Origin of the sequence: Pseudomonas sp. TWR1-1-4 (genome assembly GCF_049897165.1) — a bacterium.
Classification (GTDB): domain Bacteria; phylum Pseudomonadota; class Gammaproteobacteria; order Pseudomonadales; family Pseudomonadaceae; genus Aquipseudomonas; species Aquipseudomonas canadensis.
This window is the reverse complement of record NZ_JAFCVS010000003.1, coordinates 327,345-351,793: the sequence shown is the minus strand read 5'-3', so window position 1 is coordinate 351,793 and position 24,449 is coordinate 327,345. Positions and strand designations below refer to the sequence as shown.

17 protein-coding genes and 1 riboswitch are annotated in these 24,449 nt (G+C 60.3%); of the genes, 2 read left to right on the top strand and 15 right to left on the bottom strand.

The features are described from left to right. Window positions 1–8: 8 nt before the first annotated feature. The gene (gene ltaE, locus ACP7C6_RS09995) at window positions 9–1,013 is read right to left on the bottom strand and encodes a low-specificity L-threonine aldolase (protein ID WP_028617611.1); all 1,005 of its coding nucleotides are present in this window, start codon (window positions 1,011–1,013) and stop codon (window positions 9–11) included. A 191-nt stretch (window positions 1,014–1,204) separates the two neighbouring features. Further along, window positions 1,205–1,374, top strand: a riboswitch (FMN riboswitch). Window positions 1,375–1,470: 96 nt separating this feature from the next. Between ltaE and ACP7C6_RS09990 the strand changes: the two genes are divergently transcribed. Further along, window positions 1,471–1,977 carry a 6,7-dimethyl-8-ribityllumazine synthase gene (locus ACP7C6_RS09990; protein ID WP_010208324.1) on the top strand — a complete coding sequence of 169 codons (507 nt, stop codon included), beginning with the start codon at window positions 1,471–1,473 and terminating at the stop codon, window positions 1,975–1,977. A gap of 192 nt (window positions 1,978–2,169) precedes the next feature. Here ACP7C6_RS09990 and astE read toward each other — a convergent pair whose 3' ends face one another. From astE to ACP7C6_RS09955, 7 genes are all read right to left on the bottom strand, one after another. Continuing rightward, window positions 2,170–3,174 carry a succinylglutamate desuccinylase gene (gene astE / locus ACP7C6_RS09985; RefSeq protein ID WP_028617612.1) on the bottom strand — a complete coding sequence of 335 codons (1,005 nt, stop codon included), beginning with the start codon at window positions 3,172–3,174 and terminating at the stop codon, window positions 2,170–2,172. A gap of 11 nt (window positions 3,175–3,185) precedes the next feature. Continuing rightward, window positions 3,186–3,476: a hypothetical protein gene (locus ACP7C6_RS09980; protein WP_003214319.1), complete on the bottom strand. Its 291-nt coding sequence runs from the start codon at window positions 3,474–3,476 to the stop codon at window positions 3,186–3,188. Between the two features lie 24 nt (window positions 3,477–3,500). Then, a complete protein-coding gene (gene astB / locus ACP7C6_RS09975; RefSeq protein ID WP_028617613.1) occupies window positions 3,501–4,847 on the bottom strand; it encodes an N-succinylarginine dihydrolase in 1,347 nt (448 codons plus the stop codon). Window positions 4,848–5,035: 188 nt separating this feature from the next. Next, on the bottom strand, window positions 5,036–6,505 hold the full coding sequence (astD, locus tag ACP7C6_RS09970) for a succinylglutamate-semialdehyde dehydrogenase (RefSeq protein ID WP_161634126.1): 1,470 nt from the start codon (window positions 6,503–6,505) through the stop codon (window positions 5,036–5,038). Beyond that, window positions 6,502–7,527 carry an arginine N-succinyltransferase gene (gene astA, locus ACP7C6_RS09965; RefSeq protein ID WP_028617615.1) on the bottom strand — a complete coding sequence of 342 codons (1,026 nt, stop codon included), beginning with the start codon at window positions 7,525–7,527 and terminating at the stop codon, window positions 6,502–6,504. Before astA ends, astD begins: the two co-directional genes overlap by 4 nt. A 51-nt stretch (window positions 7,528–7,578) precedes the next feature. Continuing rightward, window positions 7,579–8,598 carry an arginine/ornithine succinyltransferase subunit alpha gene (gene aruF, locus ACP7C6_RS09960; protein WP_003175655.1) on the bottom strand — a complete coding sequence of 340 codons (1,020 nt, stop codon included), beginning with the start codon at window positions 8,596–8,598 and terminating at the stop codon, window positions 7,579–7,581. Window positions 8,599–8,798: 200 nt separating this feature from the next. Then, on the bottom strand, window positions 8,799–10,019 hold the full coding sequence (locus ACP7C6_RS09955) for an aspartate aminotransferase family protein (RefSeq protein ID WP_028617616.1): 1,221 nt from the start codon (window positions 10,017–10,019) through the stop codon (window positions 8,799–8,801). A 308-nt stretch (window positions 10,020–10,327) separates the two neighbouring features. On the opposite strand from ACP7C6_RS09955, the gene ACP7C6_RS09950 reads away from it, so the two are divergent. Beyond that, window positions 10,328–16,255 carry a dermonecrotic toxin domain-containing protein gene (locus ACP7C6_RS09950; protein ID WP_426108663.1) on the top strand — a complete coding sequence of 1,976 codons (5,928 nt, stop codon included), beginning with the start codon at window positions 10,328–10,330 and terminating at the stop codon, window positions 16,253–16,255. A 14-nt stretch (window positions 16,256–16,269) separates the two neighbouring features. On the opposite strand, the gene ACP7C6_RS09945 is transcribed toward ACP7C6_RS09950, so the two are convergent. The 7 genes from ACP7C6_RS09945 to acs form a co-directional block, all read right to left on the bottom strand. Further along, complete coding sequence (locus tag ACP7C6_RS09945) at window positions 16,270–17,250, bottom strand: GlxA family transcriptional regulator (RefSeq protein WP_016979802.1); 981 nt, start codon at window positions 17,248–17,250, stop codon at window positions 16,270–16,272. 259 nt (window positions 17,251–17,509) lie between these two features. After that, window positions 17,510–18,274, bottom strand: coding sequence for an ABC transporter ATP-binding protein (locus tag ACP7C6_RS09940; protein ID WP_010208310.1), 765 nt, complete (start codon window positions 18,272–18,274; stop codon window positions 17,510–17,512). Window positions 18,275–18,301: 27 nt separating this feature from the next. After that, complete coding sequence (locus ACP7C6_RS09935) at window positions 18,302–19,414, bottom strand: succinylglutamate desuccinylase/aspartoacylase family protein (RefSeq protein WP_028617618.1); 1,113 nt, start codon at window positions 19,412–19,414, stop codon at window positions 18,302–18,304. A gap of 1 nt (window position 19,415) precedes the next feature. Continuing rightward, window positions 19,416–20,114: an ABC transporter permease gene (locus ACP7C6_RS09930; RefSeq protein ID WP_122726364.1), complete on the bottom strand. Its 699-nt coding sequence runs from the start codon at window positions 20,112–20,114 to the stop codon at window positions 19,416–19,418. Then, on the bottom strand, window positions 20,111–20,800 hold the full coding sequence (locus tag ACP7C6_RS09925; RefSeq protein ID WP_010208305.1) for an ABC transporter permease: 690 nt from the start codon (window positions 20,798–20,800) through the stop codon (window positions 20,111–20,113). The genes ACP7C6_RS09930 and ACP7C6_RS09925 overlap by 4 nt, the downstream gene beginning before the upstream one ends. Window positions 20,801–20,891: 91 nt before the next feature. Beyond that, entirely contained in the window at window positions 20,892–21,677 is a 786-nt protein-coding gene (locus ACP7C6_RS09920; RefSeq protein WP_033901307.1) for an ABC transporter substrate-binding protein, read from the bottom strand. Window positions 21,678–22,361: 684 nt separating this feature from the next. Then, window positions 22,362–24,317 (bottom strand): acetate--CoA ligase, encoded by a 1,956-nt coding sequence (gene acs / locus ACP7C6_RS09915; protein WP_028617621.1) that lies wholly within the window; start codon window positions 24,315–24,317, stop codon window positions 22,362–22,364. Window positions 24,318–24,449 lie beyond the last annotated feature (132 nt).

Sequence of the window (24,449 nt, the reverse complement as noted above, 5' to 3'; positions counted from 1 at the left end):
CTGCACGGTCATTTCCGCGAAAATTCGACGAATGTCTGCGCGACCTGCTCGATCTGCGCCCGGCTGACATCCAAATGCGTGACCATGCGCAGGCGCGGGGCGGCGCTCAATGTGATCCCGCGTTCGGCGGCAAACGCCTTCAAGGCTTGAGCCTGGCCACCGATCTGCACGTAGACCATGTTGGTCTGCACCGGCTCCACCTCATAACCGGCCTGGCGCAACGCATCGCCCAGCCATTGGGCATTGGCGTGGTCGTCAGCCAGGCGCTGCACCTGGTGATCCAGGGCATACAGCCCCGCTGCCGCCAGTGAGCCGGCCTGGCGCATGCCGCCGCCGACCATCTTGCGCAGGCGCCGGGCCTTGGCGATCAACGCCGTGGAACCGCACAGCACCGAGCCAATCGGCGCGCCAAGGCCTTTAGACAGGCACACCGACACCGAATCGAAATGCTGGGCAATCTCGCGCGCATCCACGCCGAGCTTGACCGCTGCGTTGTAGAGCCGCGCGCCATCCAGATGCAGGGCCAGGTCGTGTTCACGGGTGAACGCCCGTGCCTTTGCCAGGTAATCCAGCGGCAGTACCTTGCCTTGCATGGTGTTTTCCAGCGCCAGCAAACGGGTGCGGGCGAAGTGGAAGTCGTCGGGCTTGATCGCCGCCAGCACCTGGTCCAGGTCCAGGGAACCATCGGCTTGCACTTCCAGGGGTTGCGGCTGGATCGAACCGAGCACCGCCGCGCCACCGCCTTCGTATTTGTAGGTATGGGCCTGCTGGCCGACGATGTATTCCTCGCCGCGTTCACAGTGGGCCATCAACGCCAACAGGTTGCTCATGGTGCCGGTCGGCACAAACAACGCGGCGGCAAAACCCAGGCGCTTGGCCAGTTCGGCTTCGAGGCGATTGACGCTGGGGTCCTCGCCATATACGTCATCGCCGCTGACGGCAGCGGCCATCGCGTCCCGCATGCCGGGGGTGGGTTGGGTCACGGTGTCGCTGCGCAGGTCGATCACAGACATGAAACAAGCCTCTGAAGGGTTGAGTAAGTTCCTTTTGTGAGTGATTACTGCGGGCAACGCCACGGAATATCAAGCCCCCAATGCATTCAATCGAATACCAACCAAACAAAGCGATATAGCTTATCGATACAGCGGTCGTGCAGTTTTCGAAAAAGCGTGTTAAAAACTCTCCGCCGCCAGGGTTCTGGTGGCAACGTTCTCAGGGCGGGGTGCAATTCCCCACCGGCGGTAATTACACGCAATGTGTATAGCCCGCGAGCGCTTGGCGCCTCGAACTGCTCCGGCAGGACGGCGACAAGGTCAGCAGACCCGGTGTGATCCCGGGGCCGACGGTCATAGTCCGGATGAAGAGAGAACGGGATTGGCACCTAAGGGCCGCGCACGAATTGTGCTTGCGTACCCTTAAATCCCATTCGATTCATAACGCCCTGTTTTATTCTTAAACAGGAGTCAGAACATGCAACCCACCGCAATCGACAGCAAAAGCAAAAACCACCACGGCGAGCGCGTCGCGTTTATCCAGGCCTGCTGGCACAAGGATATTGTCGACCAATCGCGCAAAGGTTTCCTCGCCGAAATGATCGCCCAGGGCTACCAGGAGTCGGACATCGATTTCTTCGAAGTCGGCGGCGCATTTGAAATGCCCCTGCACGCCAAGCTGCTGGCCAAGACCGGCCGCTACGCCGGTATCGTCGCCGCCGCGCTGGTGGTGGACGGTGGTATCTACCGTCACGAATTCGTCGCCCAGTCGGTGGTCAGCGGCCTGATGCAGGTGCAGCTGGAAACCGAAGTGCCGGTGTTCTCGGTGTCCCTGACCCCGCATCACTTCCACGCCGGCAGCGAACACCAGACCTTCTTCTACGAGCACTTCGTACACAAAGGCCAGGAAGCTGCGCGCACCTGCGCCGACACCTTGCATAAAGTGCGGGCGATCCGCCGCAGTGAGCAAAAACTGGCGGTCTGACACAGACTGAGCCCATAAAAAACGCCCCGACAAGCTCGCTTGCCGGGGCGTTTTTTATGGGGGGCTGCTGCATGATAACGACCCAAGCACCGAACCCACTACGACCAACCCCGAACCTTTCAGCGAGAACGGTTTGCGCAAAGAGTTGGGGCTGCCGCCGCGTACTGCATCCAGGTCGACACAGACACGTGCTTAAACCAGTGCTGCGTCGGTGGTGGGCACAATCAGAATCCCGGCCCGCAAGCCATTCTTCACCTTCGGGTTAGGGAAGATGATGCGCGCACCCTCCTCCTCGATCACCCAGCGGGTCTTGGCCACGTCTTCGGCCAGCAGGTAGCCCTGCGCCAACGGCGAGAAGTTCTCCACGTCAGCGGGCAAGTGCATCAGGAAGGCATCGCTGTGTTTGATGACTTCGCGCGATACGGCAAACAATTGCAGGCCGTCCAGGCTGTCGGTGGGCGGCTCGGTGCCTTCGATGATCTGCTTCAGGCGGGTTTCCAGGCGAGATACATCCACGCCCTGGTTCTGCCCGAACGGCCGCGCCTTGCCCAGCTCCAGGGTGAAAGCCTCGGCGTCGAGTTGCTCGTAGGTAAACGCGGTGAAGGTGATCGAGGTCTTGTTCTGTAACAGCACCGCTTGCATGCCGGCAGCGTTCAGGCGTGCCAGCTCATGGCGCGAATGCTGGCGACCTTCCTTCCAGGGATACAGCGCAAACTGCTCGATCTTCGAGCCGCGAATGGCCGTGTGCAGGTCGTAATGCAGGCGCGAGCGGCCAGGCAGGCTGAAGAAGCTGCGGGCCAGTTGCTCAAGCTCGGCGGCGCGCATGGCCTCCGGGCCGATATTTTGTTCGTGACGGCCGTTGAACAGCCGGTTGACGTCCAGTTCCAGGTAACGCTCGCCGCGGCGCATGGCCTCGGGGTTGCCGAACAGGAACAGAATACGAGTGCGGGGCTTGATCTCCCCTCGGGCGATGCCATGCAACAGGCGGTCGAGCAATTCGATCGGCGCGGTTTCGTTGCCATGGATGCCGGACGACAGCAGCAGGTCGCCGCCGCTGTCCTTCGCTTCAGGTGGGCGCACTTCAAGCGCGCCCTCGCTGAGCCAGCGCATCTGCACGCCGTCGACAGTCAGTTGAATTTTTTGCGCCGGTTCACGACCGGCGAGGGTCAGTTCAAGCAGTTTGCCGAGGGCGAGCATACGCAGCTTCCTTAGTGGTTGCAGCCTGGGCCGTGGACGTGATCGTCGTCATCACCTTCAACGTCGGCCGGTTCCATTTCCAGTTGCAGGCTCATCAGGTTGGTGGCCAGCGGGCGCATCAGCAGATTGGCGTATTCGGCATCGCCTTCTTCCACGTCAACGCCGATCAGCAGTTGGCCACGGCCGTCGTGCTGGATCCAGATTTCCTTGCCCTGCCAGACCACGGCGACGCGGGTGCAGGAAGTTTCCAGCTGGGTGCCGTCGGTGTCTTCAAGAATCAGTTTCAGGGTGTCGGTGGTCATAAATAGCTCTCAGCCATGCGGCGTTTAATTGATCTGGAAAGGATAAACCGAGCCCAGTTTAAGGATTTGCGTCAGTTCATCCAGTGCCGTCCGGCATTCAAGCAGCAACTGCGGGTCAGCCAGGTCGCTTTCGCGCAAGCTGTCGCGGTAGTGCCTGCCTACCCACTGGGTCAGTGTTTCGTACAACGGCGCGGTCATGATAACGCCTGGATTCACCGCCGCCAGTTCCGTTTCGTTCAACGCCACACGTAAACGCAGGCACGCCGGGCCACCGCCGTTCTGCATACTTTGCTTGAGGTCGAACACCTTCACTTCGCGGATCAGGCCACCGGCAGCGGTCAGGCCTTGCAGGTACTGCCAGACACGCTCATTGGCACGGCACTCTTCCGGCACGATCAGCAGCATCGAGCCGTCAGCGCGGCTCAGCAACTGGCTGTTGAACAGATAGGAACGTACCGCGTCCTCGACACTGACTTGCGCACGCGGCACGCAGACGGACTGGAAGTGACCACCCAACTTACCCAGTTTGCCTTGCAGTTCCGCGAGCATCTGTTCGGTATTGAGGAAGGCATCTTCGTGATAGAACAGCACTTCGCCGTTGCCGACCGCGATCACGTCGTTGTGGAACACCCCGGCATCGATCACTGCCGGGTTCTGCTGGGCGTAGACCACGCCGTCATCCTTCAAGCCGTGCAGCCGTGCGACCGCCTGGGACGCTTCCAGGGTCTGGCGCGCCGGATATTTCTGCGGCGCCGGATAACGGGGATCGAACGCGCTGCGACCAAACACGAAAAATTCGACGCCCGCCTCGCCATATTCACGGCAGAAGCGCGTGTGGTTGGCCGCGCCTTCATCACCGAACTGCGCCACGGCCGGCAAGGCGGCGTGATGGGCAAAGTGTTTGTCATCGGCAAACATCGCGCCCAACACACGGCTGGTGGTCGGGTGTTCGATGCTGCGGTGATATTTGCAGTTGAGGTTGGCGGCGGTGAAATGCACGCGGCCGTCAAAGGTGTCGGCACTAGGGCTGACGGTGGCGGCGTTGGCCACCCACATGCTCGACGCGGAGCAGCTCGCGACCAGCAACGGCATCGCATCCTTGGCCGCTTGCTGGATCACTTGAGCGTCGGTGCCGCTGAAACCCAGGTTGCGCAAGGCAGCCACATCAGGACGTTCCTGGGGCGCCAACACACCTTGTACAAAGCCCATGTCCATCAGGGCTTTCATTTTCTGCAGGCCCTGCAACGCCGCTTCCTTGGGATTGGAATGCTGCTGGCTGTTGCTCTGGGACGCGACGTTGCCGAAAGACAAACCGCCGTAGTTATGGGTCGGCCCCACTAGACCGTCAAAATTGACTTCATAGGATTTCATCGGCGAGGCTCCACGAACATCTGTATTTTTATAGGCATCAAATTACTTGAACACACCACCGACCTAATGTGGGAGCGGGCTTGCTGTGGTGAGGGGGCTTGCCCCCCGACGGATACACCGCCGAATTCTGGGGCTGCTTCGCAGCCCAGCGCGGGGCAAGCCCGCTCACCACAAAACCGGCTCCTGCATTAGATCAGCGTAATGCCGGGGGTCAGGGTTGCTGGCACCACCAAGGTCGGGGTTTCCAGCGAGGCCACCGGGTACGCGCAATAATCCGCCGCGTAATACGCACTGGCGCGATGGTTGCCCGAGGCACCTACCCCACCAAACGGCGCGGTACTGGCGGCGCCGGTCAGCTGTTTGTTCCAGTTGACGATGCCCGCGCGGCTTTCCAGCCAGAACTGCTGGTAGCGCGCTTCGGAGTCCGACAACAGACCAGCAGCCAAACCGTATTGGGTGTTGTTGGCCTCGGCAATCGCCGCTTCAAAATCAGCGTAGCGGATCACCTGCAACAGTGGGCCGAACAGTTCCTCGTCTTCACGCTCGGTCACGCCGGTCACGTCGATGATGCCGGGGGTCAGCAAGGCGGCCTGGTCCTGAGGCTGAGTCATTTCCAGCAGCGCCACAGCGCCATTGGCGAGCATCAGTTCCTGGGCGTCCATCAACGCTTTGGCGGCGGCGAGGGAGATTACCGAGCCCATGAACGGCGCGGGTTGCTGATCAAATGCGCCCACCTCAATGGTCGAGCTGACCGCCACCAGGCGGGCCAGCAACGCGTCGCCCCAAGCACCTTGCGGCACCAGCAGGCGGCGCGCACAGGTGCAGCGCTGGCCGGCGGAAATAAACGCCGACTGGATGATGGTGTAGACCGCCGCATCCACATCGGCCACTTCATCGACCACCAGCGGGTTGTTGCCACCCATTTCCAGGGCGAGGATCTTGTCCGGGCGCCCGGAGAATTGCTGGTGCAGATGATTGCCGGTACGGCTGGAGCCGGTGAAGAACAACCCATCGATACCTGGGTTGGCCGCCAACGCGATGCCGGTTTCCCGCGCGCCTTGCAGCAGGTTCAACACACCCGCCGGCAACCCGGCTTCGATCCAGCATTGCACGGTCAGCTCGGCAACCTTAGGGGTCAGTTCGCTCGGTTTGAACAGCACGGTGTTACCCGCCAGCAACGCCGGCACGATATGCCCGTTCGGCAAGTGGCCAGGGAAGTTGTACGGGCCAAACACCGCCACCACACCGTGGGGCTTGTGGCGCAACACGGCGGTGGCGTCGCCCAGCGGGCCGCTCTTCTCACCGGTGCGCTCGCGGTAGCTTTGCACCGAGATCGCGATCTTGTTGGCCATGCTGGTGACTTCGGTGGCCGATTCCCACAGCGGCTTGCCGGTTTCCTCACCGATGCAACGGGCGATTTCGTCGGCACGGCTTTTCAGGGTGGCGGCGAAAGTTTCCAGCACGCTGATGCGTTCCTCCAGCGGGCGCCGGGCCCAGGCTGGGAACGCCTGGCGCGCAGCCTGCACGGCGGACTCGACCTGCTCGGCCGTGGCGCCATTACCGGCCCACAGCACCTGCTGGGTCACCGGGTTGCGCGATTCAAACAGTTCACCCTGACCAGTCAGCCACTGACCTGCGATATACAACGAATTCATTATTTCGACTCCCGAGCAGCGGACAACGGAACAGCGCGCACTTGATCACCCACCACCAGTTGCAGGCGCTTGGCGGTCTGTGGATCGACCACCAGCGTGCCTGCCGCCAGTCGAGCCGGGGCGGCGGTGATGCGGCATTCTTCGCGCTTGCGGTTATGGATCAGGAACGGCGTGGCATCGTCCCCCGGCGTACCAATCGCCAGCACCAGCGACTGGCTGTCGCGCACAGCGCGGATCTTGGTGGTCTCACATTCCACCGCAGGGCCGGCATCGAAGATGTCGACATAGCCTTGGTAGCTGAAGCCTTCGCTCTTGAGCATGCTCAGCGCCGGCTCGGTGTCCGGGTGGACCTTGCCGATCACGTTGCGCGCATCCTCGGACAGGAAGCAGCTGTACAGCGGAAACTTCGGCATCAGCTCGGCGATAAACGCCTTGTTGCCCACGCCGGTGAGGTAGTCAGCCTGGCTGAATTCCATCTTGAAGAAGTGGCGGCCCAGGCTTTCCCAGAACGGCGAACGGCCGGCGTCGTTGGACACGCCGCGCATCTCGGCAATGATCTTATTGCCAAACAACTGCGGGAATTCGGCGATAAACAACATGCGCGCCTTGGCCAACATGCGGCCGTTGAGGCCGGTGCGGTAATCGGCGTGCAGGAACAACGAGCACAGCTCGGAGTTACCAGTGAGATCGTTGGCCAGGAACAGCGTCGGGATCTCGCGGTAGATGTTCAGCTCCTGGGAGGCACTGACCGTCAGGCCGACCCGGAAGTTGTACCAGGGCTCACGCAGGCCAACGGCGCCGGCAATCGCGGAAATGCCCACCACACGGCCTTCGTCGTTTTCCAGCACGAACAGGTAGTCGGCATCGCCACGCCCGGCTTCGCCGCGAAAGGTTTTCTCGGCCCAGCCCACGCGGTGGGTCAGGCGCTCTTCGTTGGCCGGCAAGGTGGTGAGGCCGGTGCCGGTGCTGCGCGCCAGATCAATCAGGGCCGGTAAATCGCTGCTGCGTACGGGACGAACGATCATGCTATCTCCTCGAACGGGCCGCTGTTGTCAGCCACCCGCGAAACTCTCTTTTTAAACCGCTACCAGGCGCACGCTCGCGCCTTCACCAACACCCAGGGCTTCGGCCGCTGCAAGGTCCAACGTCACCGGTTTACCCGGCGCATAGTCCAGCTCCAGCATCACCGCGCGGTAATCCTGCAACTGCGCGTTGCTCACCAGGTACTGGCGACCGACACCCTTGACCATCTCACCGATCTTCACCGGCACCACGCGGCTCTGGGCGATCGAGCGAATGCCCGACACCCGTGCATGCAGCGTCGGGCCACCGTCGAAGATGTCGATGTAATGGTCAGTCTCGAAGCCTTCGCGCATCAGGATGTCGAAGGTGATCTGCGCACGCGGGTGCACCTGGCCCATGGCTTCCTGGGCTTCGTCCGGTAGCAGCGGCACGTAGATCGGGTAGTGCGGCATCAGCTCGGCGAGGAAGGTACGGCTTTTCAGCCCGCACAAGCGCTCGGCGGCGGCATAGTTGAGGTCGAAGAAGTTGCGCCCGATGGCGTCCCAGAACGGCGAGTCGCCGTTCTCGTCGCTGTAGCCGACGATCTCGGTCACCACCGAGTCGGCAAAGCGCTCGGGGTGGCTGGCAACGAACAGCAGGCGGCCACGGGAATTGAGTTCCGACCACGGCGAACCGACCAGCTCGGGCACCACATAAAAACTGGTGAGCAGGCTGTTGCCGGTGAGGTCGTGACACTGGGAAAGCACGTGGATCTTGTTGTGAATCTTCAGCTCGCGGGAGGCGTGCACGAAGGTCTCGTTACGGAAACTGTAGAAAGGTTCCGAGTAGCCCGCCGACGCGACAATGGCCGAGCAACCGGCGAGCTTGCCGGTCTCGGTGTCTTCAAGCACGAAGAAATAACTCTCTTCGCCGTTGAAACTGACCTCGGCCGCGAAGGACGCTTCGCTGGCGGCGATCTTGTCGCTCAGGCGTTCCACATCGTCCGGCAAGGAGGTGACACCAATCGGGCTGTCCGCAGCCAGACGCTGTACCTCGCCCAGATCAGCCATTTGCGCGGGGCGCATCACCAGCATGGTGTCACTCCTTAACTCGAAAAACTCACAGAGGGAAAAATGCCGGACACGGAATTTTGATTCACACAGATCCAATGTGGGAGCAGGCTTGCTCGCGAATGCAATCTGTCAGTCAATACATCTAGCGACTGAACCACCGCTTTCGCGAGCAAGCCCGCTCCCACATTTGGAAACGGTCCGACCAGCAAAATATGTCGCTATCAGGCTTGCGTCAGTGTTTTTACGGCACGCTCAAACCGGTCCAGGCCTTCCTTGATATCCGCCTCTTCCACCACCAGGCTCGGTGCGAAACGCACCACGTCCGGGCCGGCTTGCAGGATCATCAGGTTTTCTTTCTCGGCCGCGTTGAACACGTCCTTGGCCTTGCCCTTGAATGCGTCGCTTAGTACGCAACCAATCAACAGGCCCATGCCGCGTACTTCGGTGAAGATGCCGTACTGTTTGCCAATCTGCTCCAGGCGCGCCTTGAACAGGTCGTGCTTGGCGTTGACGCCGGCCAGCACCTCTGGGGTGTTGATCACGTCGATCACCGCCTCGGCCACCGCGCACGCCAGCGGATTGCCGCCGTAGGTGGTGCCGTGAGTGCCGACGACCAGGTGCTTGGCCAGCGCTTCAGTGGTGAGCATCGCCGCGATCGGGAAACCGCCGCCCAGGCTTTTGGCGCTGGTAAGGATGTCCGGGGTCACGCCGTAATGCTGGTAAGCGAACAGATGGCCGCTGCGGCCCATGCCGGTCTGCACTTCGTCGAACACCAGCAGCGCGTTGTTCGCGTCGCACAGCTCGCGGGCGCCTTGCAGGTAAGCCAGCTCAGCCGGCAATACGCCGCCTTCGCCCTGGATCGGCTCCAGTACCACAGCGCAAGTCTTGTCCGACACGGCGGCTTTCAGCGCGGCCAGGTCGTTATAAGGCACGTGCGTGATACCGGTGATTTTAGGACCGAAACCATCGGAGTACTTGGACTGGCCACCAACGTTGACGGTGAACAGGGTACGACCGTGGAAGCTGTTCAGCGCGGCGATGATCTCGTATTTCTCGCTGCCGAAACGGTCGAACGCAACGCGACGGGCCAGTTTGAATGCGGCCTCGTTGGCCTCGGCGCCGGAGTTGCAGAAGAACACGCGCTCGGCAAAGGTGGCGTCGATCAGCTTGTGGGCCAGGCGCAGGGCCGGCTCATTGGTGAAAACGTTGGAGACGTGCCACAGCTTGTTGGCCTGTTCGGTCAGTGCACCGACCAGCGCCGGGTGGGCGTGGCCCAATACGTTGACCGCGATGCCGCCGGCAAAGTCGATCAGCTCGCGACCCGCCTGGTCCCACACGCGCGAACCTTCGCCACGTACAGGAATGAATGCGGCCGGTGCGTAGTTAGGCACCATGACCTGGTCGAAATCGGCACGTTGCACCGGGGCTTGCTCAACGGACATCGGAGTCTCCTGAAGAGGAACGCCTGCCTGGAACTGGCGGGCGATGCAGGGATTGTAAGGACAGTTTTCAGCGCGGCCTTGCCGCCAAGCGACAACTTCTTATAGCGCCAACCCGCGATTTTGGCGGGTTTACGCCAATGCGACAAATAGCGTCGCAATGGCGCAGTTTAAACACTGTGGTGTCGCAGCGGCAGGTGTTCAGCAAGATAGATGCAACGCAAGGGGTGGTCGGCTATCTATCTACCTCTGGTCGGTCGGAAGAAATTGGTCTGCTCTCACGCCTATTCATCACACAAAGGCGTTCTCTCGTGCCCCCACCTACTCCTTCCATCCCGCTCCCGGACCTGTCAACTTATCGCGACTTGCATCTGAAGATCCTCACGCAGGCGGTTCCCGACTGGCTGCCCAAGCTCTCTCCTGACAAGCGCGCAGCGTTTCGCACGGTAAAGCCAGACTTTGCGCAGTGGTACAAAACGGCCTCCCCGGAAGATCATGACCGCCTCAAAAACCGCATGAATACCGCCTGGGAGGCACAACTGCAACTCGACCAGACCCTGGCCGAGCTGAAGTCGGCGCAAGACTTCGGCGCGCCGCTGCTACAACAGTTACTCAAGCAACGCTTCGGTATCGAAACTGACGTCAAAACGACTTACCTGCAGCTCTACATTCCCCAAACGATACCTTGGTTCCCCGTTCGATCAGGCGGCTCAAGAACCTGGACGGTGTCATTGATCGACGCCGCCCTGCACAACTTTGAAGACGGTGAGGTATTCGAAGCGCAATCAGCCTTCATCACCCACCCCACCAGCACCGGGCAATTCGACAAGCTGCCCGCGCTCCACACGCGAATCACCGTGGCGCAATTCACTGCCTTGTGCCGGGAACTGGACATCGGCGCCAAGTACCAGCGCTATCTTGAACAATTCTTTGATTTCAAAAACCCAGTGGCCATGGCGAGCCTGAAATTGAAGGTCAGGCAAAGCCAGGCAGCGAACCTGCACGTCGCGCTGCAAATGGCCTGGATGAAAGACGATCTGCACGATGATCAGTCATTCATACTCCTGCAACGCCTGATCAACAGCGACGGCAGCCTGAGTACCTGCTTCCCGCTGCGGTGTTACAACCTGAGCATCATGTCCACCCCACTCACCGGCATCGTGCTGTTTGCCGAGAACATTGGCAGCCGTCGCCCGGTGGGTGTTATCGCCTATATCCCGGATGACCCTTACGCGCCGCTCAAGCAATACCCCACACTCGTCGACTTCATGACCGCACTGGGCAACAACCTGCGCACCGCTGAGTATCAACAGTTCTTCAGCCGCTTCGTCAATCACGAAGAGCGCGGCCTCTTCTTTGCCGACCTCAACCGCAGGCTGTCCAAGGTCACTTGGCACGAGCACACACGTGGCGATCCACTGCCCTCCTGGCGCGAGACACCCATCGATAAGCCACACCTGACGTTCAGCGCCTCCAGCATCAGCGGCAACCTGTTCGAGCATCTGTTTGAGACAAAACTCAGCAAGGTGTTCAACGATGCCCGCATCATCGCGGTGTCCACCGCCAGCGTCGATCAGCGAGTACGCTGGGAGCGCTGGGCCATCGTGCAGAAAGTGGCCGCGGCCATCCTGCAAATCGCAGCGCTGGTTGTCGCCCCATTTGCCCCCCCGGTGGGCCTGTTGATGCTCGGCTACGCCGCCTATCAAATGCTTGATGACGCTTTTGAATGGATCATCGACCTGGCTGTGGGCGACGCGACCGTAGCTTGGGGGCATTTTCTGTCATTCGTGGAGCAAGGATTAGAATTGGGCCTGTTCATCGCGGGCGCGCCGCTGGCCGCTGGCGCCTTGCGTGCTGCGCTGCCTGCCGAAGTCATCACGTTTTTCAATGGTCTCAAGCCCGTCACATTGCCCAACGGTAAGGCACGACTCTGGAAGCCAGACCTTGCACCCTACGCCCACGCTATCAAACTGGCCGACCACGCCTATCCAAACGCCGAGGGCCTGCACGCCCACAACGGTAAAAATATCCTGCTGCTCCCGGACAAACCGTTTGTTGTACAGAAGGACCCTGTCACCCAGCAGCCTTACCTTCAACATCCCACCCGGGCCAACGCCTACCGCCCGCCCCTGCTGACCAACGGCAAAGGCGCTTGGGTGAGCGAACTGGACACCCCCCTGGGCTGGGACAGCGCCACCCTCATGAAACGCCAAGGCCCTAAAACCGCCGGGCTCAGCGATGAACAATTGGTCACCGCTCGGCGCATCAGCGCCACGGACGACGGCGCGTTGCGCAAGATGTACGTCAACCAGCACCAGCCGCCTCCCTTGCTGACCGATACCGTCGACCGCGTCCAGATCGACCAGACGCTGCAGGACTTCATTGATCAAATGAACAGCGATGATCCCGCGCTTTTCAAGCGGGCCGATGCGCAGTCCCAACTGCACCTGCTGGCCAACCTGGACCTTTGGCCAAAAGCCAAGACCCTGCGGTTTGTAGATGCCGAAGGCAGAACCGCCTGGGAGTTGCCCGGCGAAACAAACGCCAGCGTGGTGCAAATACACGAAGCCCAGTTGAAAAACGGTGACTTGCTGAAAACCCTGCTGGAAGCGCTGGATGAACCCCAACGCAAAACCTTGCTGGGAGAAGCATTCGGCGACCCGCCAACCTCCCTGGACAATCGCGCGCTTAAACTCAGGAAAAAACTGGCCGGGCTGGCTCAATCGCATCGAGCTGAATTGTTCAACACCCGCTACCAACAGCTGGATCGCCCGGTCACCCCTCGCCAACAGGCCATGATCGACAACACACCCGGATTGCCGCTCACCGCAGCCGACGCCCTGCTGGACACCGCCAACAGCCAGGAACTCAAGGCCGTTGACGAAGGAACAGTTCCCGCGCGCTTGACCGAGCTGGCCCAAGCGTTGCGAGATGAAGCCAGGGTGAACCATGCCTACGACGGTTTATACCTCGACTCGACGGACACTCTCGACACCCACCGACTGGCCTTGCACTCCCTGGAGCAATTGCCCGGCTGGGCAGGAAAAAGGGTGCGCATTGAGATCAGAAGCTCCACACCCGAGGCCACCCTCCTGGATGCCATCGGCAAACCCAAGGCCCGCATCAAAAGAGTCCTGGTGCGCTCGGCCGATGGGCGTTACACCCCGCAAGACGACAGCGGCGAACTGTCCGGCGCAACCGACCTGTACAACGCGGTGCTCCAGGCCCTGCCCGATGCCGAGCGCAACGCCCTGGGCCTACGCATCGGCCAAGGCCCCGATCTGCGGCTGGCCCTGCGCACCCATGCACTGGAACGCGCCCCCTTGCGCAAGCTGATCACCGCCGAGCCCGCCCGCGCGCCTACCGACACCCGCACCCATCTGCGCCTGCTGGGCATGGACAACTACCCACCGGCTGCACCGGCTGAGCAGCCCAACGCGCAGGCGTTGGCACGAGAGCTGTATCCAGCCCACACCGATGAACAAATCGGCGAGATGATCCAGGCACTGGAACGCCGTCCGGGTGGAGCCTTTCCGGCACTAACCGCCCTACGCCAGGAGTATCTGCAACTTAATCGTCTCCTGGCCGACTGGGCAGCCCGCACCCCGCGCCGCTACCCGGGCACCGAGGTGAACATGGGCCGTGAGGAATACAGTGACATGCGGCAAAACCGCGTGCTTTTCTGGCGTGAACTCTTGAGCGCCTGGCGCCGGGAAACCGAGACAGATACCTACTTCGAGCATCCCAGCCAAAACGGTCAGAAACTCAAATCGCACGCCATTCTGTCTGGAGAGCTACCGGCGCTGCAGGCTAATTTCGAGCATATTTCCTACCTTGAATTCAATGGCAACCAGACCGCACTGAATAATGTCGATGGTTTTTTGCGTAGCTTTCCCAACATTCGCCACCTCAGCATCGCCAATACCCAACTGGGTCAACTGCCCCCCTCTCTCAGCGCAATGCCACGCCTCAACACATTGGTCCTCAGCGACTGCGGTATCACCCTGACACCCGACAGCCTGAATGCGCTGACGGCCATGAATAGACTTCGAACCCTGGACCTGTACAACAACCCGCTGGGGTTCACCCCCAACGTTGAACGCATGATTGATCTGCGCAACCTGGACCTGTCCGAGACCGGCATTCGCGCCGTACCTACCGGTCTGCTCAGCCGAGCATCGCTGGAGCTGGCAGTGCTGTCCCGAAACCAGATTACACAGCTGCCTTCCGCGCTTTTCGATCTGCCCGCCGACACCCCAACCACCTTCGACTTCTCGGGAAATCCCCTGTCGCGAGCAACCTTGGAGCAGGTAAAAAGCTATTACCAGCGAACAGGCCTCTATTGGAGCACAGACGCATTGGCAATCGATATTCAGCGCGTCAATACGCTCTTCCCGGACTTCAGCGTGAACGAAGTCAACCGCTTTCTCTTTGGTCTGACTGGCAACATTGAAATGGGCCAGATCGAACTGGCGCGACTGGAAGTTGAATATGCTGACCTGTCCCACGGGCTTGATACGTGGGCACAGCAAGCCCCCGCACCGGAGGAGAAAGCCTGGCGCGAGGAATTCAAAGAGGAACTCCAAGCCTGCTGGCGCCGAGAAGGTGCATTGGATGCGAGCAACCCTCAGGTCATTCCCACGTTCGCCGTGGAAAGCCCACAGCCTGTGACTGGCACATTCCCGTCACTTGACAGCGGCGTGTTCAAGCACGTGTCTTCATTGCGCTTGAAGGGTGCGCAAGGTCCATTCCCCCTGCAGTCGCCGCTTTTTTTTAGAGGATTCCCGACGCTTAACCACTTATTTATCGAGGGTTATGTGATGGGCGATATTCCCGCATCGCTATGGGACCTGCAGCAACTGTCATCATTGCGCCTACCCCGATGCTCGCTCACATTATCAACCGACGGTGCCGCATCACTGGCCACGCTGAGCGAGCTGGGGACACTGGACTTGAGCCATAACCCTCTGGGGCAACTGCCGGATTTCAGCGCGATGCCCAGGCTTTCCAGCATCGACCTTGAAGACATCGGCTTGACGGCCATCCCCGACAGCCTGCTGACAGCCGTGGAGCGCCAACACGTCAAACTGAGCAATAACCTGATCACCCAGGTTCCCGACAGCATGTTCAGGCTGCCCGACGCAGTCACCGCCGTCTTCGAACTCTCCCGCAACCCACTGAACCGCTCGGCACTGATGCAGATCAAACGCCATTGCCAGCGCACTGGCGAGCATTGGCGCGTCGATGCGCCGACGTCGTTGCGAGAAAGGATCGAAGCGCTGTACCCCACCTTCACCGAAAACGAAGCCAGCCGCTTCTTTTTTGAGCTACCCGGTGACCTGGACGCGGCAGAGCCTGCCATCGAACAGCTTGAAGCCGAATACGCCCAACTGCGCACCGACCTTGAAGAATGGGTGGTGGATGTGCCAGAACGGCACCCCGTCGTGGACACGCTATTGGATGAACAAACGCGGGCACAGGATCAGCTCAATCGCCGGGCATTCAAAGCGCTGCTTGAAGAAGCCTGGCGCCGCGAAAGCGAAGTGGACGACAACGACGACAGGTTTGAGCCGAGCCATAAGCTGACCTTTGACGCGCCGATCCTAGGGGAGCTACCCGAACTGAGCGCCCGGTTTGAGCATGTGACAACACTCGACCTTGAAGGCAATGGCACCACCACCCTTATCGACGGACTGCTCAAATGCTTCCCCAAACTCAGGAGCCTGGTCATCTCACGATTCAGCCTGGGCGATATTCCCCTCACCGCGTTCAGCCTGGCTGAGCTCAACGCGCTCAGCCTGACTGAATCTGCTATCCGTTTGACACCCACCAGTGCCGACGCCTTGTCGGGGATGAGAACCCTGCAGTACCTGGACCTGGGCGGCAACCGGCTGGGCCTCACGCCTGACGTCAGTCAACTGACCGAACTGGAAACGCTGTACCTGCCAGACACCGACATTACTCAAATCCCACAAGGGCTATTCGCCTTGCGCGAGTTGCGCACCTTGGACTTGAGCGACAATTTGATCGAAGAGGTGCCTGCGGACTTTTTACAACTGGCCACGCAGCTCGACACCGCATCAGACCTGAGCGGCAACCCATTGTCGGCAGCGAGTCTGGATATCCTCAGGCAGTACTACACGCAAACCGGTGACGACTTGGAGGTGGCGGCAGCGGGCCTGGATGCAAACGGCAATCCACTGGCGAGGTCCAGCTCCCCAGAGCCCACGGAGGAATAACGACTCGCCAGCGGTCAACCGCGCTCGGACGGCACCGACGACAACTCGAACGGGCTGCTGCTACGGCGTTGGTTGCGGTCTTCACGCGGGGTGGCGCCGAAGAAATTGCGATAGGCACTGGAGAAATGCGGCCCCGAGGAGAAGCCGCACGACAGGCCGATTTGGATGATCGACTTGCTGGTTTGCATGAGCATCTGGCGGGCCTTGTTCAGGCGCAGTTCCAGGTAGTACTGGCTGGGGACGCGGTTGAGGTACTGCTTGAAGATCCGTTCGAGCTGTCGTCGCGACACGCATACATGTTGGGCGATTTCGTCGGTGGTCAGCGGTTCTTCGATATTCGCCTCCATCAACAGAACAGCCTGGGTCAGCTTTGGATGGCTGGAACCCAGGCGGTTTTGCAGCGGAATGCGTTGACGCTCGCCGCCTTCACGGATGCGTTCCACCACCAGTTCTTCGGACACCGCACCCGCCAGTTCGGCGCCATGATCACGGGCCAACACTGCCAAGAGCAGGTCGAGTACCGACATCCCACCGCAGGCAGTGAGACGGTCGCGGTCCCAGTCGAACAGATGGCTGGTGGCGATGACCTTGGGGAAACGCTCGGCGAAATCGTCCTGCCAGCGCCAGTGCACGGCGGCGCGGTAGCCGTCGAGCAGGCCGAGTTGGGCCAGCGGGTACACACCGGCCGACAAGCCGCCGATCACACAGCCGGCGCGGACCAGTTGCTTGAGCGCGGTGCTCAGTTGGGAAGCGATGACCGTCGGCGGTTCATCCGCCAGCAGGAACAGTTTCTGAAAGCCTTCCAGTTTGCCAGCCCACGGCTCGCCCGGCAGTTGCCAGGCGCCTTCGGTTGCCGGCTCGGCTTGCAGGAACGACAGCTCGTAGACCACATCCGGATGCACCCGCTGGGCAACGCGCAAGGCCTCCTCAGCCAGCGCAAGCGTCAGGGCTTTTGTGCTGGGCCAAATCAGGAAACCAATTTTGTGGGCGGTCATGGAGTGCTATCCGGAGCCAGTAACAGTAATGAAGACAAGGGCTAATGCTAGCCCGTAAACCAACACAAATCTCAAAACAAACAGCGAGCTACGCAAACCCGATAACGATCAACTGACGATCTACTGTAGGAGCCGGCTTGCCGGCGATCGCGGTGGGCCAGGTAGATCGCTATCGCTGGCAAGCCAGCTCCTACAGGGATTGGGGCCAGTTTCAAGACTGTGGAGCATGCACTACTTCAGTGCACAACGGCAGTCTTGATTATTTCAAGCTGCCGGACAAGAACTGCTGCAAACGCTCGGACTGCGGGTTCACCAGCACTTCACGCGGGTTACCGCGCTCTTCGACGATGCCTTTGTGCAAAAACACAAGTTGGTTCGACACTTCACGGGCAAAGCCCATTTCATGGGTCACCACCACCATGGTGCGGCCTTCCTGGGCCAGGTCCTGCATCACCTTGAGCACTTCACCGACCAGTTCCGGGTCGAGCGCCGAGGTGGGCTCGTCGAACAACATCACTTCCGGTTCCATCGCCAAGGCACGGGCGATGGCTACGCGCTGCTGCTCGCCGCCGGACATGTGACCGGGGAACGCATCTTTACGATGACCCACACCGACCTTGGCCAGGTAGTGCTCGGCCTTTTCACGGGCTTCTTTCTTCGACACGCCCAGCACGTGCACCGGGGCTTCCATCACGTTTTCAATCGCGGTCATGTGTGACCACAGGTTGAAATGCTGGAACACCATGGACAGCCGCGAACGCATGCGTTGCAGTTGCTTAGGGTCGGCAGCCTTCATGGCGCCGTCCTTGTTGGCCACCAGTTTCAGCTCTTCGTTGTTCAGCAGAATCTTGCCGGCGTGGGGTTGCTCCAGCAGGTTGATGCAGCGCAAAAAGGTACTTTTGCCCGAACCACTGGAACCGATGATGCTGATCACATCACCGGCTGCGGCGGCCAGGGACACGCCTTTGAGCACTTCATGACTGCCATAGCGTTTATGCAGGTCTTGGACTTCAAGTTTGTACATGCGGTCGGTTCTCACAAAAACAGGTGGTCAGTCGTTGAGCAAGCGCCCGTGACGCAGCGCTTCGCGCCCCGCCACCTTGGCCAGCCAGAAACCCGCTTGGGCATAACGTAGCCGTTCAACGGCAAACAACACCCCCGAAGTACCTGCGCAGATGGTGCTGACGCGGTCTTCCAGGGGATCAATCACTTCAAAAATCGGCTCGCCTTTTTCGATCCATTCACCGGCTTTGCGCAGGTAACTGATCACCCCGGCGTGGGGCGCGAACAGCAATTCAGTGCCCTCGAAAGGCACGCCTTCGCAAGGTTCGAATTGCGGCGCAGGCCATTCGCCCTTGATCAAGCCCTGCTCAGCGAGGAACGCGAGAATACCTTCGGCGTGAAAAATCGCCTCGTCACGCCCGGTATCGGCCTGACCGCCCAGCTCCAGCGTAGTCGCCAGGCAAGCCAACGGGATTTGCGACTCAGGAAACGCCTGAGACAAACGCAACCACGGCAGCGAACAGGCCTCATCGAACGAACTGCCGCCGGAGTCCTCCGCCAGCAGGCCGACCTTCACATTCAAATGCGCCGACAGCGAACGCCACTGCGGCCAGTGCTGCGGCAGCGCGTACATGTGCAGTGCGGCCTCGGCGTCGCAATGCAGGTCGAGCACTACATCGGCGGTGCAGGCGTGGCTCAGCAAGATGCGCTGCATGCCTTGCAACTGGCTGCTTGGCTCGGGCAACGCGCTGAGTACATCGCTCATCGCCTGACGGATCAAACGCACATTGGCGTGGGGGTCATCACCCAACTTGCCGCTGAGCAACTCGGCAACCGGCTCGCTCAACTCGACGAAATCACGGTTGAAGTTCTTGCCGCTGCCCACCTCGAAACGGCCCTGGTGGCTGCCTTGCAGCAGTTGGCCCAGGCCCATTGGGTTGGCCACCGGCACCAGCTCGATCACGCCGTTGAGCGCGCCTTGCTGTTCCAGTTCGGCGAGGCGCTTTTTCAGCTCCCACGCGGCGCGCATGCCGGGCAATTCATCAGCGTGCAGGCTGGCCTGGATATACGCCTTGCGCTCGCCCTGGCCGAAACGGAATACGCTCAGTTGACGCTCGCAGCCCAGGTGGCCCCAAGGCAACAGGTGATCGATACGTTCCATATCAATGCTTCCGTGGAGCCAGGTAGCTCAGCCAGCGGCGCTCGGCCAACTTGAACAGGCGCACCAGAATGAAGGTCAGGCACAGGTAGAACACGCCAGCGGTGATGTAGGCTTCGAACGGCAGGTAGAACTGGGCGTTCACCGTGCGCGCGGCGCCGGTGATGTCGATCAGGGTGACGATGGAGGCCAGGCTGGTGGTCTGCAGCATCATGATCACTTCGTTGCTGTACTGCGGCAGCGCACGGCGCAAGGCCGATGGCAACAGGATGCGGCGATACAGTTTGTAGCGCGACATGCCCATGGCCTTGGCCGCTTCGATCTCGCCATTGGGGGTGGCCTTGAGGCTACCGGCGATGATCTCGGCGGTGTAGGCGCTGGTGTTGATCGCAAAGGCCAGGCACGCGCAGAAGGTGGCGCTGGACAGCAGCGGCCACAGGAAACTCTCGCGCACCACCTCGAACTGGGCCAGGCCGTAGTAGATCAGGAACAGTTGCACCAGCATCGGCGTGCCACGGATCACGTAGGTGTAGAGCCAGGCCGCGCCGTTGACGATCGGCTGCTTGGACACGCGCATCAAGCCCAAAGGCAAGGCGGCAAGCAGGCCGAAGAACAGCGAGATGGCGAGCAGTTTCAGGGTGGTCAGCAAGCCGCCAAGGTACAGCGGCATGGCCTCCCAGATGACGTTGTAGTCGAAGATCATAGATCAGCCGCCCTTACGCCTACCGAGTAGCGCTTCTCAAGATGACGCAAGGCCAGCAACGACACGCTGGTGATCACCAGGTACATCGCCGCCACTGCGAGGAAGAAGGTAAAAGGTTCGCGGGTGGCGTCTGCCGCCTGCTTGGCCTTGAACATCATGTCTTGCAGGCCCACCACCGAAATCAGCGCAGTGGCCTTGGTGAGGACCAACCAGTTGTTGGTGAAACCGGGGATCGCCAGCCGGATCATCTGCGGCACCATCACCCGGAAAAACACCTGGAAACTGCTCATGCCATATGCAAGGCCGGCTTCGGCCTGGCCCTTGGGAATGGCCATGAAGGCGCCGCGGAAGGTTTCCGACAGGTAGGCGCCAAAGATGAAACCCAGGGTGCCGATACCGGCGGCCAAGGGGTTCAAGTCGATATAGTCGTCGTAGCCCAGCATCGGCGCGACGCGGTTGAGCAGGTCCTGACCGCCGTAGAAAATCAGCAGGATCAGCACCAGGTCGGGGATCCCGCGGATCACCGTGGAGTACAAGTCACCCAGCCAAGCCAACCAGCGCACCGGCGACAGGCGTAACGCGACCCCGATCAGACCCAGAACAATGGCCAAGGCCATGGACGACAAGGCGAGCTGAAGCGTCAACCATGCGCCATCGAGGATGACGGCCCCGTAGCCTTTCAACATGATTCAGGTCCTCGAAAAGGGGGATGAAAAAATGGCGCAAACCTCAGGAATTCTGTTGCTTGCGCCATTTTGGACAGACAGCTGCGACGATTTACTTGGCGTCAGCGCCGTAGATATCGAAGTCGAAGTACTTGTCCTGGATTTTCTTGTACTCACCGTTGGCGCGGATCGCGGCAATGGCTGCGTTGATGCGGTCGAGGTTTTCCTTGTCGCCTTTGCGTACGGCGATGCCGATGCCGTCACCGAAGTACTTGGCGTCGGTGAACTGTGGGCCCACAAACGCGTAGCCTTTACCGGCCGGCGTCTTCAGGAAGCCGTCTTGCAGCAGGGTGGCGTCGGCCACGGTGCCGTCGAGGCGACCGGCTTCAACGTCCAGGTAGATTTCGTTCTGCGAGCTGTAAGGCACAACCGTGGCGCCTTTAGGAGCCAGGACTTCCTTGGCGAAACGATCGTGGATCGAACCGCGTTGTACGCCGATTTTCTTACCCTTCAATTCATCCAGGCTGTCGCTGACGGTGGTGCCTTCCTTCATCACCAGTTGCGCTGGGCTCAGGTAATAGCGGTTGGTGAAGTCCACGGACTTCTTGCGGTCTTCCGTGATGGACATGGACGACAGGATCGCGTCGATCTTGCGCACTTTCAGCGCAGGGATCAGGCCGTCGAACTCTTGCTCGACCCAGGTGCACTTCACGTCCATCTGCTTGCACAGGGCGTTGCCGATGTCGTAGTCAAAACCGACGATGCTGCCATCGGGCGCTTTGGAGGCAAACGGAGGGTAAGCCGCTTCGATACCAATTTTCAGGGGCTTGCCTTCAGCGAAAGCCTGCATGGACAGCACGGACAGCGCCAGGGCGCCCAACAGCACGAGTTTCTTCATCTTGGGACTCCATCGGTATAGGGCAAAACAGCAGTATGAGCCATGGCCCACGATGCGACTTAAGGGAAACCGAATTGCGGTGCTGCGTCCCACACCAGTTACACACTGGAGACGACGAGCGAGTGATCGGCATTCTAACGACAGGCCGGAAGCCGATATTTCCTCAATGCGACAACAATTTACAGAAGCACCGAGAAAGCGGTTCCAGCTCATTGACAGCCTCTGTATTTTATGCAGAGACAAAAGACATTAAACCTGTAGACGCTGCAAATTGCGGGCCTATTATTCGCAAACCCTTCTAGCACGGCAAGTCTGGCGTTTAATCTTATTTGCTGGGGTGTCTAAAACGCGGTTTTTCGGGGCATTGGCGTAGCGCTTTGCCTCATGTTTGGGCGGCGGGTTACACATTTGCGCTCGACGGTAACATTCAGACATATCCCACAACACAATCCGATATTTATTGACCTTATGAAGTCGTCCCACCAATGAGCAGCCTTGGAATGCAATCAAACTGTGGGAGCGGGCTTGCTCGCGAAGGCGATGTGTCAGTCAGCATATCAGCCAACTGATACACCACCTTCGCGAGCAAGCCCGCCCCCACAGTTGATCTTCAGTGTTTTTGAGAGCGCATAAAAAAGCCCCACCCGGCCTACGCCGAATGGGGCTCCATCGCTCAAACCTGCTTTAAGCGACGTTCATGGTCTTGTGCGTCTCAATCAAATGCGCCACCACGCCCGGGTCCGCCAGAGTGGAGATATCGCCCAAACCGTCATACTCGGCCGTGGCAATCTTGCGCAGGATACGGCGCATGATTTTCCCCGACCGCGTCTTCGGCAAGCCCGGTGCCCACTGGATCACGTCTGGCGAAGCAATCGGCCCGATTTCCTTGCGCACCCAGTTTTTCAACTCCAGGCGCAGCGCTTCGTTCGGTTCTTCGCCATTTTTGAGCGTGACATACACATAGATGCCCTGCCCCTTGATGTCGTGTGGCACACCCACCACCGCTGCTTCAGCGACTTTAGGGTGGGCAACCATGGCACTTTCGATCTCGGCAGTGCCCATGCGGTGGCCGGACACGTTCAACACGTCGTCCACTCGGCCGGTGATCCAGTAGTAACCGTCCTCGTCACGACGCGCACCGTCACCAGTGAAGTACATGCCACGGAAAGTCTTGAAGTAGGTGTCGACGAAGCGGTCATGGTCGCCGTACAGCGTACGCGCCTGGCCTGGCCACGAATCGAGGATCACCAGGTTGCCCTCGGCAGCGCCCTCAATCAGGTTGCCCAGGTTATCCACCAGCGCCGGCACCACGCCAAAGAATGGCCGTGCTGCCGAACCCGGCTTGAGCGCATGGGCGCCCGGCAGCGGGCTCATCATGTTGCCACCTGTTTCGGTCTGCCACCAGGTGTCGACAATCGGGCAACGGGATTGGCCGACGTTCTTGTAGTACCAGTCCCACGCCTCTGGGTTAATCGGCTCACCCACCGAACCGAGCAGGCGCAGGCTGGAGCCGTCTGCGCCTTCGCACGCAGCGGTGCCGGATGCCATCATGGCGCGGATTGCAGTCGGTGCCGTGTAGAGGATATTGACCTTGTGCTTGTCGACGATCTTCGCCACCCGGGTGATATCCGGGTAGTTCGGCACACCTTCGAACAGCAGCGTGGTCGCGCCATTGGCCAGCGGGCCATAGACGATATAGGTGTGGCCAGTGACCCAGCCGACGTCGGCGGTGCACCAGTAGATTTCGCCCGGGCGATAGTCGAACACACGTTCGTGGGTCAGGGACGCATACAGCAGGTAGCCGCCGGTGGTGTGCTGCACGCCCTTGGGCTTGCCGGTGGAACCCGAGGTGTAGAGGATGAACAGCGCTTCTTCGGCGCCCATCTCTTTTGGCGCGCAGACGGTGCCCGCCACTTTCATCAGGTCTTCGTACCAGATGTCGCGATGCTGGTTCCACTTGATGTTGCCATTGGTGCGCTTGCACACAATGACCTTCTGGATGCTGCTGGTTTCCGGGTTGGTCAGGGCGTCGTCGACGTTGGCCTTCAGCGGAATCTTCTTACCGGCGCGGATGCCTTCGTCGGCGGTAATCACCACCTTCGACTTACAGTCGATGATGCGACCGGCCAGGGCCTCCGGCGAGAAACCGCCAAACACCACAGAGTGAATCGCACCAATGCGGGTACAGGCCAGCATGGCGACCACGGCTTCGGGGATCATCGGCATATAGATAGTCACCACGTCGCCGCGGTGCACATCCTGGCCGCGCAGGGCGTTGGCGAACTTGCAGACTTCTTCATGCAGCTCGCGGTAGGTGATGGTGCGGCTTTCGGAAGGGTCGTCGCCCTCCCAGATGATGGCCGCCTGGTCACCGCGCTCGGCGAGGTGACGGTCCAGGCAGTTATAGGAAACGTTCAGGGTGCCATCGGCGAACCATTTGATATCGACATGGTGATCGTCGAACGAGGTCTGCTTCACCGTGGTGAAAGGCTTGATCCAGTCAAGGCGCTTGGCTTGCTCGCGCCAGAAGCCATCGGGGTTGACCACCGACTGCTGGTACATGGCCTTGTAGGTCGCCTCGTCGGTCAGCGTGTTGGCTGCTACTTCGGGACGAACGGGGTACAGGGAAGCCGCACTCATCTTTCTTACCTCGGTGACATAGTTGTTTTTGTATGGCCCTGTTGTAGCCGGGGCTGACCTATAGAACCATTCGACGATGGTAGTAACAAGCCCCTACAAATTGCCCTGATATCCCCGTTTGCACCTCTAGCC

What these genes read in the sequence shown, in the direction of transcription:
- ACP7C6_RS09930 (WP_122726364.1), bottom strand. Translation starts at nt 20,114, where the DNA reads ATGATCTTCGACTACAACGTCATCTGGGAGGCCATGCCGCTGTACCTT.
- astB (WP_028617613.1), bottom strand. Translation starts at nt 4,847, where the DNA reads ATGAAATCCTATGAAGTCAATTTTGACGGTCTAGTGGGGCCGACCCAT.
- ACP7C6_RS09920 (WP_033901307.1), bottom strand. Translation starts at nt 21,677, where the DNA reads ATGAAGAAACTCGTGCTGTTGGGCGCCCTGGCGCTGTCCGTGCTGTCC.
- ACP7C6_RS09980 (WP_003214319.1), bottom strand. Translation starts at nt 3,476, where the DNA reads ATGACCACCGACACCCTGAAACTGATTCTTGAAGACACCGACGGCACC.
- astE (WP_028617612.1), bottom strand. Translation starts at nt 3,174, where the DNA reads ATGCTCGCCCTCGGCAAACTGCTTGAACTGACCCTCGCCGGTCGTGAA.
- ACP7C6_RS09955 (WP_028617616.1), bottom strand. Translation starts at nt 10,019, where the DNA reads ATGTCCGTTGAGCAAGCCCCGGTGCAACGTGCCGATTTCGACCAGGTC.
- ACP7C6_RS09945 (WP_016979802.1), bottom strand. Translation starts at nt 17,250, where the DNA reads ATGACCGCCCACAAAATTGGTTTCCTGATTTGGCCCAGCACAAAAGCC.
- ACP7C6_RS09940 (WP_010208310.1), bottom strand. Translation starts at nt 18,274, where the DNA reads ATGTACAAACTTGAAGTCCAAGACCTGCATAAACGCTATGGCAGTCAT.
- ACP7C6_RS09925 (WP_010208305.1), bottom strand. Translation starts at nt 20,800, where the DNA reads ATGTTGAAAGGCTACGGGGCCGTCATCCTCGATGGCGCATGGTTGACG.
- ACP7C6_RS09990 (WP_010208324.1), top strand. Translation starts at nt 1,471, where the DNA reads ATGCAACCCACCGCAATCGACAGCAAAAGCAAAAACCACCACGGCGAG.
- ltaE (WP_028617611.1), bottom strand. Translation starts at nt 1,013, where the DNA reads ATGTCTGTGATCGACCTGCGCAGCGACACCGTGACCCAACCCACCCCC.
- acs (WP_028617621.1), bottom strand. Translation starts at nt 24,317, where the DNA reads ATGAGTGCGGCTTCCCTGTACCCCGTTCGTCCCGAAGTAGCAGCCAAC.
- astA (WP_028617615.1), bottom strand. Translation starts at nt 7,527, where the DNA reads ATGATCGTTCGTCCCGTACGCAGCAGCGATTTACCGGCCCTGATTGAT.
- aruF (WP_003175655.1), bottom strand. Translation starts at nt 8,598, where the DNA reads ATGCTGGTGATGCGCCCCGCGCAAATGGCTGATCTGGGCGAGGTACAG.
- ACP7C6_RS09935 (WP_028617618.1), bottom strand. Translation starts at nt 19,414, where the DNA reads ATGGAACGTATCGATCACCTGTTGCCTTGGGGCCACCTGGGCTGCGAG.